Here is an 11,988-nt window from a genome sequence, read left to right on the forward strand (position 1 = left end):
GGCGGATCACAGACAATGGTGGCTACGCCGAGGCTCGGACTCGGGCTCGTCGCGGCAACGGCTCAGAGGGGAGTTCCACGAGGTGACCCAGCACGATCCAGCGCGCACCCGCGCCACGATGAGGGACGTCGCGCGCCTGGCCGGCGTCTCCAAGACCACGGTCTCGCGCGTGCTCAACGGCTCCGATCTCGTCACTGACGAGACCCGCACCCAGGTCGAGGACGCCATGCAGCGCGCCGGCTATGTCGTCTCCTACCAGGCGCGCAGCCTCGCCACCGGCCGCTCCGACGCGGTGGCGCTGCTGGTCACCGAGCCGTTCCAGGACATGTGGACCGACCCGACCTTCGCCTCGATCCTCGGCGGCACCTACAGCGCGCTGTCCTCCACGCCGATGACTCCGCTGCTGCTGCAGGCCTCGTCCCCGAATGAACAGACCAAAGTGCGCAGTCTGCTCGAGCAGGGCGTGGTCGACGGGATCATCCACCTCACCCCGTACGTGGACACCGTGCTGCTGGAGCACCTCTCCACCATGCGCACCCCCACCGTGCTGTGCGGGCGCCTGCCCGGCGACCCGTACGCCGGCCAGTTCTCCACCGTGTACGCGGACGACGAGATCGGGGCCCGACTCGCCGCCACCCGCCTCGCCGAGCGCGGACGCGAGCATCCCGTCGCCCTTCTCGGCCCCCGGGAGAACCCCGCCAACATGGACCGGCTCGCCGGCTACCGCGCGGTACTGGGGGAACTGCTCCCCGAGGAGCGCGTGCGCTTCGGCGAGTGGGACGAGCGCTCCGGGCATGAGGCCGCCACCCAGGTCCTGGCCACCGGGAAGGAGGTGGATGCGCTGCTGTGCGCCTCGGACCGCATCGCCGTCGGAGCCCTGGAGGCGCTCCAGGAGGCCGGATTGCGCGTTCCCGAGGACGTCTCCGTGATCGGCTTCGACGACCACCCGTTGGCGGCGCGGTCCACTCCCCCGCTGACCACGGTCGCCCAGCCCATGGTCAGCGAGGGCGAGGTCGCGGTGGGACTGCTGAAGGAGTTGCTGGAGGGTGGTGCGCCGCGCACCGAGGTGCTGCCGATGGAGCTGCGGCGGCGGGCGTCGGCGTAGAACGGGGTGAGTGCGGGGCCAACGCCGCGCACGACATCCAGTGCACGCCTTGGGGCGGACGATGCGTGGCGCTGCGACATGCTTTCACGACACCTGCGCCGGCACCCTCCGAAGCGAAGGGCGGCGACCTTACAGCTCAGCACTCAGCGCGACCGCTGCATCACTCAACCCTTGATCGCACCTGAAGCCATACCTGTTGCCATTCGATTCTGCACCAATGCGAAGAGAATCATGACGGGCAGTGCGATCAGCACGGAGCCGGCCATCACCCCACCCCAGTCCGAGCCGCGCAGTCCCTGCTGGAATGACTGAAGCCAGAGCGGAAGAGTCACGGACGTATTCCGGGACAGCATGACCAGCGCGAGGGTGTACTCGTTCCAAGAATGCAAGAAAGCGAACACGCTGGTGGAGACGATGCCAGGGGCGAGCAGCGGCAGGGTGACCTTCATAAACGCCTTGAGGCGCGAGCAGCCGTCCACCATGGCGGCCTGCTCTAATTCCTGGGGTATCCCTCCCACAAAACCGCGCATCATCCACACCACGAAAGGGAGGACGCCGCCGATATAAAGCAGGGACAGCCCAAAAACGGAGTTCAGCAAGCTCCATCCGTCGAGCATTCGATACTGAGAGATGAAGAGTGCTTCCGCGGGAATCATCTGGACGACGAGCACCGCAACGATCAGGGATTTACGTCCAAGAAATCCGAAGCGCGCCAATGCCAGAGCCGCCAAAAGCGCGCCGAACGTCGTCACGATGACCGTGATGAACGCGGCGACCATCGACGTTGCCATCGCAGACCAGAACGAAGGGTCCGTCAGCACTCCACGAAAATTCTCCATGGTCAGTGTTTCGGGAACTAGATGAGGTGGACTTGCAAGCAGATCCTCTTCGGGCTGAAGAGCCGAATTCACCATCCAATAGACCGGAAGGAACCACACCAGCGCGATCACTACGAGCGCTACGTTGACGAGCGGATGAGGCTTGCCGCGCCGACGACCTCGGCGTCGCCGAAAGGTCTCCGTCTCGGCCAGCGGCTCCCGATTCGCAGCGTTGGGAGAGTTGGCGGCCGAGGCAACGGTGGCGCTTGTCATATCTGTCACTGGATTTCCCCTCGCGTCCACAGCATGTGGATGTATTTGCTGGTGATGATCAGGGTCACCAGCAAGATGATCATGGCCAGTGCAGAGGCAACGCCGTAATCACCCTGCGATATACCCACCTGGTAGACGTACGTGCCCAGCAGGTTTGTCTCCGTCGAGATTCCGCCGGACTGCTGCAGGACATGGATCTGCGTGAATACACGGAGATCCCAGATGATCTGGAGCACCGCCATCAGAGAGACTACTGGCGCGACCGTCGGGAAAATCACGTGCTGGAGTCGCTTCAGATAACCTGCACCATCGAGCTCAGCGGCTTCGATCTGGGCGTCATCAACCTGCGTCAGGGCGGCGAATATCGAAATAGTCACCAGCGGTATCGAAGCCCAAACAATGACGGCGGACGCGACAATAAAGAAAGTCCAGTAGCTACTGGCCAGCCACGAGAATCCTTCGAACTGGCTCAGCCCCATACCTGTGAGAAGATAATTGACCAGTCCGAAGTTCGGATCGATGAGCCACTGCCACACGGTGAGCGCGGCGATGAGCGGCATGGCCCACACAACGATGAGCACGACGTTCATCACCACGCTCGCGAACGACGAAGCCGCCCGCATCAACAGGGCGATCCCGAGCCCGATGACCATCGTGAAACCGGCAGTCCAGAGACAGAATGCGAGAGACTTGAGAAGAACGGTCCAAAAGTACGGATCGGAGATAATGGCAGCGTAGTTGTCCAACCACACCCACTCGGCGGGTTGTCCGAATTGTTGCGCGAGACCGAACTCTTGGAAGGACATGACCAGCTGGCGCAGCATCGGGTACCCCTGTGCCACCAGGACCAGCGCCACAGCTGGCAAGAGAAGGATGTAGGGGGCGAGCCGGTGAGAGAGAGCCGGTCGCCGCGAGCGGGCTTCAACAGGCATAGGTTTTCCTTTCAGACGGTGGCACACCATCTCCCGCCTGCGTGCGGGCCACGGCCAGAGCATCGGGATACGTCACTCCTCGTTGAGAATGTCCTCGATCTTCTGCCCATAGTCAGCGGCGGATGAGTTGACGTCACCACCCTGAGCAATCGTCGTGTAGAAGTTGCGTACGAAGCTATCTGCCGCCGCACCCCACTGTGGACTGTTCGGGGTAAGCTTCGAGTTTTCAACGATCTTCCCGGAAATCTTGCCGAACGGTCCACTGACGCTATCGCCATACTTCGTATTTCCCGGCACCCAACCATCGTCGCCCATGAGCTTCTGGAACTTCTCGCCGAAAATTATGCGCAACGCTTGCTTCGCAAGTGCCGGATTCTTCGCGTTTGCAGCGAGAGAAATATTGGAGCCGCCCGCGAAAGTTTCGCCCACCTCACCCTCGACATTACTCGGAATGGGCATGACGGCGACCTTGTCCTCCTCCCACAAGACCGGGTCGATCTTCGCACCGATGTTGCCGGTGGCTACGAGAACGCCCACCTTGTGCTCGTTGAAATACTTCTCGAACGCTTTCTGCGAGGCCTGCGAATCGAGTTCATAGTTCGTGCCGTCTTCGAAGATTCGCTGGATGCGGTCAAGTGAATCGATGCTCGCCGGGTCCGTCAACATTTCGTTCCACGTGCCCCCATCCTTGACCGCCCACGAGCCGCCCCCCGCGAAAAGGAGTGAGTCCACGGCATGGGAATCCACTGCGGCCAGGTACATGCCCGAGAAGTCGGGGACGTCCTCCGGATTGGCGTTGCCGACAGCGATGACAGCCTCGGCGAACTCGTCAAGTGTCTTGGGCTCGGGGATGTTGGCGGCCTCGAAGAGATCCTTGCGGTAAAACACTCCGCGGGCCCCTGCGTAGAGCGGAACGGCGAACAGCTCGCCGTCCCAGCGCCCGGCGTCGACGAAGCTCTGAATGAGGTCGTCGCCCCCGAGGTCTTCGTAGATGTCATCGAGCGCGGCAAACGCGCCGACGCTGGTGAAGACGGAGGACTGCGTGTTCCCGGTCTCTACCAGATCTGGGCTCTCAGACTCGGACGCCAGGGAGGTCTGCTGCTTGGAAACGATGCCGTCCCAGGGCTGGATCTCTACCGTGCACGTGTTGCCTTCGTTCTCCGCGGCGAAAGTCGTCTCGAGGTGCTCGATGGCGGCATCGGAGATCGACCCCTCCATGAACCACACGCGAACGTTCTCACCTGTGATGTCAGCAGGGTCGACATTCTCGGCGCGCTTCTTGGAGTCGCCGCTGCATGCTGAGAGCCCGAGGGCGGAGCCAGTGGCAGCTATGGCGGACATCGAGAGTAGTCCACGTCGTGTGGGCGTGAATGGCATCGCAGTCTCCTATCAAGGAACGTGGTGCAACCTTGCACAACTGACGCAAGTGTGTACGGAATCACCAAGAGTGTCAAGTGGAGTGACAGAGAGGCGGATGCGGGTCGACACAGCCTGTCCGCTGTCAGGTTTCGACACGATCGCTGATGGCGTGAAGCATCCGCGAGACGTGGTGCGGATCCGAGCGCAGGATGTGAAAACCGGCGCTGGCGACGTCCGTCTCAGACAGGGAGGCTGATGCCGCTGTCACGCTCAGGCCGCGTGCATTGAGCGGGAGAGCGCGCTGGTGAAGATTCTGCCGCACTGGATCGATGAGGAGGTCGCCAGCTCGGGCCAGTTCGCCGCCCAGCACGATGACGTCCGGGTCCAGGAGGTGGCAGACACCCACCAGTGCCTTTCCGAGCAGGCCCCCGATGTCGGCGATCAAGCTGCGACAAGCGCGGGAGCCGTCGTTCGCCGAGGCCACGAGATCGTCAACGGTGGCGTCTGCCCCGAGGATCGCGCTTGCGCGAGTGCTCACCACCTGTTCGTCCACGTACTGCATGAGGCAGCCGCGGTTGCCGCATTCACAGGGGAGCCCCTCGAGGTCGATGCTCATATGTCCCAGCTCACCGGCGCCGCCGTGGCTCCCCTGGACGATTGTTCCGTGAAGGATCTGGCCCATGGTGATGCCGTGCGATAGGTGCACGTAGATAAGATTGTGCGCCTGGCCATTCGAGTGCATGTGGTGTTCGGCCAGGGCGAGCAGGCGAGATGTGTTCTCGATGGCGACGGGGGCGCCCAGTGCGCCCTCCATGGTCGTTCGGGGGTTGAACCCGGTCCATCGCTTGGATGCCCTACCACCGACGATCTCGCCGGTCAGGACATCGATCTGGGTGTTGACGGCGACGTGCCCTGCAAGAACGGGTGGGTTACCGATCTGTGCCAGCAACTCTTCGATGAGGTGGGTCGCCGTCGTGAGCCGGTGGCCTCCGAGATCGTACGGTTCCTGTGTGGCGCTTCGCAGGGCAGTCGTCCGGCCGTCCAGGGAGCTGACGGCGACGACGGTGCTTCGCAGGCGACACACCACGGACACGATCACACCGGCCGCATGGGTGATCCAGAGCTTGGACCTCAACGCCGTGCCCTGATCGGAGTCGAGCATCCCGTCCGCCAGCAGTTCCTGCGTCACGTTCGTGACGGTGGTGCGGGAGACCTCGAGCGCGCGGGCGAGGTCCGCCCTGTGCATCGGGCCCTGCGAGATGAGCGTGGCCAGTGCTCTTTCCTTGCTGCTGCTCAACATGGCTCCCCTAGTCAGTGCGTACGGCCGAGAGTGTCGGCGCGCCATCGTCGATGAGCACGATCCTACACACGCAGTGTCAAGCTACGTGACAGACGTATGGGGATTCGATCATGGACGTTCTCGCGGGCAGCTGCACGATCTCCTTGGCGGGCAGCCGCTGACGATTCGAGAAGGCGAGATCGCCGTGTTCTGGGCCGCGCAGCCGCACGGCCTCGTCGACTCCCGCACGGGGGATATGTGCTGGGTGCAGGTGCCCTTCAGCATGTTCCTCCCCTGGGAGCTGGCGGAGGCGCAGACTGCGCCCCTGCTCAGCGTCCAGCTGCTCATCACCCACGCTTGGACCTTGCCCGGCGCGTCGCCCACATGGCCGGACGCTGGGGCCGGGGTGCCCGCCGCCCGGCTGCGTCAGGTCAGCACTATGGCTCAGTACGTGCGCGAGCACCACCGCTCCCCCGTCACCGTTGGGGATATTGCCGCCTCCGTGCCCCTGGCCCCTCGCACTCGATGACAGTGTTCCGCCGCACCGCCGGGGTGACTCTCGGCGACTACGTGACGATGTGCCGGGTCGCCGAGGCGCAGCGACTGCTTCTGACCACCTCGCTGAAGGTCACCGAGATCGCGGACGCCGCAGGGGTCAGCTCGCTCAGCAGCTTCTACGACCACATGAGCACGGTCTGCAGGATGACGCCTCGGGAGTATCGGCGACAGGGACGGTGAGCTGTTCCCGGTGATCGAACGCGCCGTCGCAGCCGTGAATGGCGTCGAGGACAGCGAGGCCGGCGAAGGCACCGCAGCATCGAGGAGAGACCACGAGGTCACGCTACGGAGTGACGCCCCGCAGCAGCTCGGCCCGCGCACCCGGCGCTGTAGCGATGAGCTCGCTCGCCGTCGTCACTGCCACGGCCAGAGCCGCCTCGTTGCTCTGCCCGCGGTGCAGCGCCGCCAGGAACGCCGCATTGAACGAGTCGCCGGCACCGGTGGTGTCCACGGCCTCGACCTGCGGCGCGTCGGCCCTGATGATGTGGCCGTCCGTGCACAGCAGGGCACCGTCGGCCGCGAGCTTGGCGACCACGGTCACCCCGCTGCGGGCGGCGAGATGCTGCGCCGCTCGCTCGACGTCGTCGATGCCGGCGAGACCGATCAGCTCGCTCTCGTTGGGCAGGAAGAGATCGGTGTGCGGCAGCACGTGCTCCATGAGTTCGCGCCGCTTCTGCTCGCTCCAGCCGCCGTCGGGATGGCCGGTGTCCACCGCGGTGACCGCGCCGTGGCTGCGGGCCTCGCTCAAGAGCCTGCCGGTGGCTGCGCCCTGCAGGCCGGGCAACAGGAAGTACCCGCTGAACAGCACGAACCGTGCCTCGAGCGCTTCCGCAGGGACGTCCTCCGGGACGAGCCGTCCCATCGCGCCGAGCGAGGAGAGGAAGGACCGCTCGTGGTCCTGGTCCTCTGCGACCACGGTGAGCCCCGAGTCGTGAGCATCGTCCGTGATCAGGTCGAGGTCCAGCCCATCGGCGCCCGCGAGGTCGCGGACCATCTGTCCCGTCGGATCGTCGCCGACCTTGGCGACCAGGCGGGTGGGCAGACCGAGCTGCGCGGCACGCTGTGCAGCGATCGCGGCAGAGCCTCCGAGGCGCACCTCGATGGTCGGCACGATCTGCTCCGTGCCGGCCGGGGGGAACGAGCGGGCACGGTGCACGATGATATCGAGATTCGCATTGCCGATCACGCTGAGCGCGTGTGCGACAGCAGTGGGGCCGGCGAGGTCCGTGGCCGTCCGCAGCAGGTTCTCCCGTGCATCCTCCAATCCCTGGCGGCGCTGGGCGAAGGATCCGGCGAGGTCGGCCGCCCGATCGTCGGCCTCTCGCAGGGCGATGGCGATCGGGCCGCGCCCCGGCGAGCCGGGCTGCTCACGGTCCAGGATGCGTCGCGGGTCGCGACCGGAGGAGAGCACGAGCTCGCGCAGCGGTCCCGAGTCCTCGATCCCGGCGTCGGCGAGGGCCGCGTCGACCTGCTGCGCGGTCCAGGTGGTGGGGTCACCCTGGCGGAACAGAGTGCCCACCACGTCATGCGCGCCGCGCCACGGGACGGCGCGGGTGGCGAGAGCCTCGGCGACTGCGGTGGTGGTGGCGCCGGAGCGCACGATCTCCTCGTCGGTGGGCAGCTGCTCCGGTGCGATCTCGAGGCTGAGCCCGTCGAGCAGCCGCACCACGCGCAGCATGCGGTCCGTGGAGGTCCACAGGTGCTTCTGCACATCGGTGGTGGCATTGTTGGAGTCCTCGTACCAACCGGCGGCGATGGTGGTGAAGATCGAGGTCATCTCACCGCTGGCGGCACCAGACATCGAGACCAGGTGCTCGAGGACCACGGGATTCTTCTTCTGCGGCATGATCGAGGAGCCCTGGGTGAACTCAGAGGGCATCCGCACCCAGCCCAGGTTCATCCACTCCTGCAGCACTCGCGCCCAGCGCGCCCCGGTGGCACCGATGCGGCCGTGCAGCGCGGCCAGGCGCATGAAGTGCTCCGCCCCGGCGACGGCCTCGTACGAGGCGGTGAATGAGCGGTCGAAGCCCAGCAGCGCTGCGACGCGGTTCGCGTCTATCTCGATGTCGGTGCCGGTGAAAGCTGCCGAGCCGAGCGGGGACACGTTCATCTCGTCGTAGACGGACAGCAGCTCATCGGCCTGCGAGAGCATCGCTTCGGCGAGGCCCGACAGGACATGGGCGATCGTGGTGGGCTGCGCGGGCCGGCGGTGCGTGTGTCCGATCAGCACGGCCTCGGCGTTCCGTGAGGCGGTCCCGGTGAGGTCGCGGACGGTCTGCAGCAGCAATTCGGCGAGATCGAGGATGCCACGGCGCAGAATCATACGGAACACGCCGGCGTCGAGGTCGTTGCGGCTGCGGGCCAGCTGCACGTCGAGCTCCGCCGTACTGATTCCGCAGGCGGCGGCGAGCTGCTGCTCGAGATAGTAGTACGGGTCCTCCACGGAGCCGTCGAAGGGGTGCGAGCTCACACGCGGCGCCCAGCCCTCTCCCGGGCCCGCATCTCCCCACCGGCGCCACAGCGTGAGCAGCCCCGCCAGGAGAGCGTCGGCGCGCTGCTCGGCAAGTGCTCCCGTCTCGCGCAGCATGATCACATGTGCGAGGGACGCCTCGACCATGGCGGGCAGGTCATGGGGTGCGGACTGCTCGAACGCGACCCGTAGATGGTTGTCCCAGTAGATCGACAGGTCCTCGCGTTCCCGCAGCGGGAGGCGACGGGATCTTTCGTCCGGGCGGGTGCTCTTCTCGTTTCCAGCTGCCGAAGGGTTCCGGTCATCTGTGGTGCGCTCCTGCATCAACAGGGGGCTCCTCTCACGCGACGGGGGTGGTGATGGTGTTGTCGGCGGCGGGCCGACGCCGACGGAATCGCCCTGGCTTCTCGAGGATCTCCGAGACGATCAGGACGATCAGGATCGCGAGGACCTGCAGCGAACCGTAGGCGAAGGCGGATCCCAGGTCATTGGCGTACTGGCGGTTGTAGATCTCGACCGACAGCGGCACGAAGCGCGCCGGGTAGATGACCACCGAGGCCACGTACTCGCCGAAGCCGTGCACGAACGCCAGCAGGGCGCCGGCGATCACGCCGCGCGCCATCAGCGGCAGGGTGATCGTGCGCAGGGTGCGGAAGGGGCCGGCGCCCAAGTTCTGGGCAGCCTCCTCCACCGAGGGGTCGATCTGTGCCAGCGAGGCGGCGGCGTTGCGGAAGACCAACGGCACGAAGCGGATGAAGTACGCGAGCGGCAGAATCCACAGCGAGCCGATGAACACCTGGCCGAGGTTGAACGGGGTGGGCGAGGCGAAGGCCGTGACGATGTTGATGCCGACCACGGTGCCGGGCAATGCCCACGGCAGCATGATCATGAGGTCCAGGATGCCCGCGCCTTTGCCCTTCCAGCGGGCGATCACCCAGGCGGTCAGCACACCCACGACGATCGAGGCCGCCATGGCCACTGCGGACATCTGCGAGGACACCAGCAGCGGTCGCAGGCTCCGCGGCTCGGTGAAGATGTCGACGAAGTTCTGCAGGGTGTACTCGGGCGGGATGATCTGTGTGGTCCAGGTTCCGTTGACCGTGAAGGCCAGCAGCACGATCGAGGCGACGGGTGCCGCGAGGATCGCCACGATCACGGCAGAGCCAACCGCTGCCCCGATCCTGGGCATGATGCCGTGCACCACCCGCACGGCCTGCGGCGTGCCCTTGGACATCGAGCGGGTGAGGCGGCGGTTCTGGTACCAGCGCATCAGCAGCAGGAACAGGATCGAGACCACCGACAGGACGGTGGAGAGCGCGGCGGCCAGGTCATAGGCACCGGAGGTCTTCGCGGCCACGATCCGCATGGTCATGGTGTTGACGTTGTAGAACTGCGGTGCCGTGAACGACGCCATCGACACCATGAAGGTCAACAGGGCGCCGGAGACCAGCGCCGGGGTGAGCATCGGCAGCAGCACTGTGCGCCACATCGTCATGCGCCCGGCACCGAGATTCATCGCCGCCTCCTCGAGGGAGGCGTCGCTGCCGGACAGGCCTGCGCTGACGGCGAGGTAGAAATAGGGATACATCGTCAGCGTGTGCACGAGCATGACGCCGGCGATCCCATCGAAAGCCATGCTCGCGGCCGGCAGTCCCGTGACCACCTCCAGCAGGCGGGGGACGATGCCACTGGTGCCGTAGAGGTAGTAGAACGACATCGCGCCGATCAGGGGCGGCAGCGCCAGCGGCAGCAGCGCGAAGACCTTCAGCACCGAACGGCCGGGGAAGTCGAACCGCGTCAGCAGGACCGCCAGGCCCGTCCCGACCACGCCTGCGGTCAGCACGGACGCCAGGGAGATCCCGACCGAGAGCCCGAGGGCGCTGCGTGAGGTGCCGGACAGGAAGCTGGTGTAGACCGATCCGCCGTTCTCGAACGAGGTGAGGACCGTAGCGATCATCGGGAAGACGATGTAGACCAGCAGGATCAGCACCAGAGGCGCCGCCAGTACGTAGACGAAGCGGTCCGAGGCCGTCAGCTGCGAACGGTTCCGACGCGCGGAGCGGACCGTGGCCGCGGCGGGTCGAGCGGTCAGGGTCACGGGGCCACCACCCAGGCCCGCCCCGTATCCGGGCGCAGCAGGACCTCATCGCCGTCGTGCGGAAGGTCGTCGGTATCAGCGATGGTGGCCAGCAGGTCCTCGTCGCCGTAGCGCAGCCAGACGACGCAGCTGGAGCCGGTGAACTCGGTCATCCTCACCGTCGCCCGGAGCGCATCGACCTCGGTGCCGGAACCGGTGGGGACCGGCTCGATGCGCATGGTCTCGGGTCGCAGCGACAGCGCGATCTGGTCACCGGCAGCGACCTGGCCCGACAGCGCTCCCTCAGCGATGGGGGCGTGCATCACGTCACCGCCATCGAGACGAACGGCGATCCGAGCGTCCTCGACGTCGTCGACAGTCCCCGGCAGGACATTCGAGCGGCCGATGAATCGGGCGACGAAGCTTGTGGTGGGGCGACGGTAGATCTCGCGGGGGGTCCCGACCTGGTGGAGCACACCGGACTCCATGACGGCGATGCGGTCAGACATCGCCATCGCCTCTGACTGGTCATGCGTCACGTACACGCTGGTGGTCCCGGCTCGCTTCTGGATCTGGCGGATCTGGGCGCGGGTCTCCTCGCGCAGCTTCGCATCCAGGTTCGACAGCGGCTCGTCGAGCAGGAGCACCGATGGCTGGATCACCAGCGCGCGGGCCAGCGCGACTCGCTGCTGCTGGCCACCGGAGAGCTGATCGATCCTCCGGTCGGCGTATCCCTGCAGTCCCACGATCTCGAGGGCTTCAGACACCCGGGTGCGCTTGTCGGCCTTGGCGACCCGGCGCATCGAGAGGCCGTAGGCGACGTTGCCGGTGACATCCATGTGCGGGAACAGTGCGTAGTTCTGGAACACCATGCCGGTGTCCCGCTTGTGCGGCGGCAGGTTGGTGATCTCGCGCTCACCGAAGCGGATCCGGCCCGAGGTGGGGTTGATGAAGCCCGCGATCATGCGCAGGGTGGTCGACTTGCCGCAGCCGGAGGGGCCCAGCAAGGTGAAGAACTCACCGTCCCCGACAGTCAGGGAGACGTCATCAACGGACGGCGTGGCCCCGCCGTAGTTCTTGGTGACGTGCTCGAGATCGACTGAGTTCATGTGCTCCT

The 11,988-nt window shown here is 65.8% G+C and carries 9 protein-coding genes; 2 read left to right on the plus strand and 7 right to left on the minus strand.

Annotated features, from left to right (window positions below):
- Positions 1-82: 82 nt before the first annotated feature.
- The gene (locus CFK38_RS00005) at positions 83-1,105 is read left to right on the plus strand and encodes a LacI family DNA-binding transcriptional regulator (protein WP_096801221.1); all 1,023 of its coding nucleotides are present in this window, start codon (positions 83-85) and stop codon (positions 1,103-1,105) included.
- Positions 1,106-1,269: 164 nt separating this feature from the next.
- Here the strand turns inward: CFK38_RS00005 and CFK38_RS00010 are convergent, their stop codons facing one another.
- From CFK38_RS00010 to CFK38_RS00025, 4 genes are all read right to left on the minus strand, one after another.
- The gene (locus CFK38_RS00010; protein WP_096801222.1) at positions 1,270-2,196 is read right to left on the minus strand and encodes a carbohydrate ABC transporter permease; all 927 of its coding nucleotides are present in this window, start codon (positions 2,194-2,196) and stop codon (positions 1,270-1,272) included.
- Between the two features lie 5 nt (positions 2,197-2,201).
- The gene (locus CFK38_RS00015) at positions 2,202-3,128 is read right to left on the minus strand and encodes a carbohydrate ABC transporter permease (RefSeq protein ID WP_096801223.1); all 927 of its coding nucleotides are present in this window, start codon (positions 3,126-3,128) and stop codon (positions 2,202-2,204) included.
- A gap of 72 nt (positions 3,129-3,200) precedes the next feature.
- Positions 3,201-4,505, minus strand: a complete 1,305-nt coding sequence (locus CFK38_RS00020; protein ID WP_245851158.1) for an extracellular solute-binding protein — start codon at positions 4,503-4,505, stop codon at positions 3,201-3,203.
- A gap of 124 nt (positions 4,506-4,629) precedes the next feature.
- The gene (locus tag CFK38_RS00025; RefSeq protein ID WP_157773285.1) at positions 4,630-5,787 is read right to left on the minus strand and encodes an ROK family transcriptional regulator; all 1,158 of its coding nucleotides are present in this window, start codon (positions 5,785-5,787) and stop codon (positions 4,630-4,632) included.
- 504 nt (positions 5,788-6,291) lie between these two features.
- Here CFK38_RS00025 and CFK38_RS17440 point away from each other — a divergent pair.
- A complete protein-coding gene (locus CFK38_RS17440; RefSeq protein WP_245851159.1) occupies positions 6,292-6,504 on the plus strand; it encodes a helix-turn-helix domain-containing protein in 213 nt (70 codons plus the stop codon).
- A gap of 103 nt (positions 6,505-6,607) precedes the next feature.
- On the opposite strand, the gene CFK38_RS00035 is transcribed toward CFK38_RS17440, so the two are convergent.
- Genes CFK38_RS00035 through CFK38_RS00045 form a run of 3 tightly spaced genes read right to left on the minus strand, consistent with a single transcriptional unit; the run spans position 6,608 to position 11,980 of the window.
- Complete coding sequence (locus CFK38_RS00035) at positions 6,608-9,118, minus strand: PfkB family carbohydrate kinase (RefSeq protein WP_096801225.1); 2,511 nt, start codon at positions 9,116-9,118, stop codon at positions 6,608-6,610.
- 16 nt (positions 9,119-9,134) lie between these two features.
- Positions 9,135-10,892: an ABC transporter permease gene (locus CFK38_RS00040; RefSeq protein ID WP_096801226.1), complete on the minus strand. Its 1,758-nt coding sequence runs from the start codon at positions 10,890-10,892 to the stop codon at positions 9,135-9,137.
- Complete coding sequence (locus CFK38_RS00045) at positions 10,889-11,980, minus strand: ABC transporter ATP-binding protein (RefSeq protein ID WP_096801227.1); 1,092 nt, start codon at positions 11,978-11,980, stop codon at positions 10,889-10,891. Before CFK38_RS00045 ends, CFK38_RS00040 begins: the two co-directional genes overlap by 4 nt.
- Positions 11,981-11,988: the final 8 nt, after the last annotated feature.

The organism is Brachybacterium vulturis, assembly GCF_002407185.1.
Classification (GTDB): Bacteria; Actinomycetota; Actinomycetes; order Actinomycetales; family Dermabacteraceae; genus Brachybacterium; species Brachybacterium vulturis.

Bases quoted from the DNA above. Each gene is read 5' to 3' on its own strand.
- CFK38_RS00010 (WP_096801222.1), bottom strand. From the start codon at position 2,196: ATGACAAGCGCCACCGTTGCCTCGGCCGCCAACTCTCCCAACGCTGCG.
- CFK38_RS00015 (WP_096801223.1), bottom strand. From the start codon at position 3,128: ATGCCTGTTGAAGCCCGCTCGCGGCGACCGGCTCTCTCTCACCGGCTC.
- CFK38_RS00020 (WP_245851158.1), bottom strand. From the start codon at position 4,505: ATGCCATTCACGCCCACACGACGTGGACTACTCTCGATGTCCGCCATA.
- CFK38_RS00025 (WP_157773285.1), bottom strand. From the start codon at position 5,787: ATGTTGAGCAGCAGCAAGGAAAGAGCACTGGCCACGCTCATCTCGCAG.
- CFK38_RS17440 (WP_245851159.1), top strand. From the start codon at position 6,292: ATGACAGTGTTCCGCCGCACCGCCGGGGTGACTCTCGGCGACTACGTG.
- CFK38_RS00035 (WP_096801225.1), bottom strand. From the start codon at position 9,118: ATGCAGGAGCGCACCACAGATGACCGGAACCCTTCGGCAGCTGGAAAC.
- CFK38_RS00045 (WP_096801227.1), bottom strand. From the start codon at position 11,980: ATGAACTCAGTCGATCTCGAGCACGTCACCAAGAACTACGGCGGGGCC.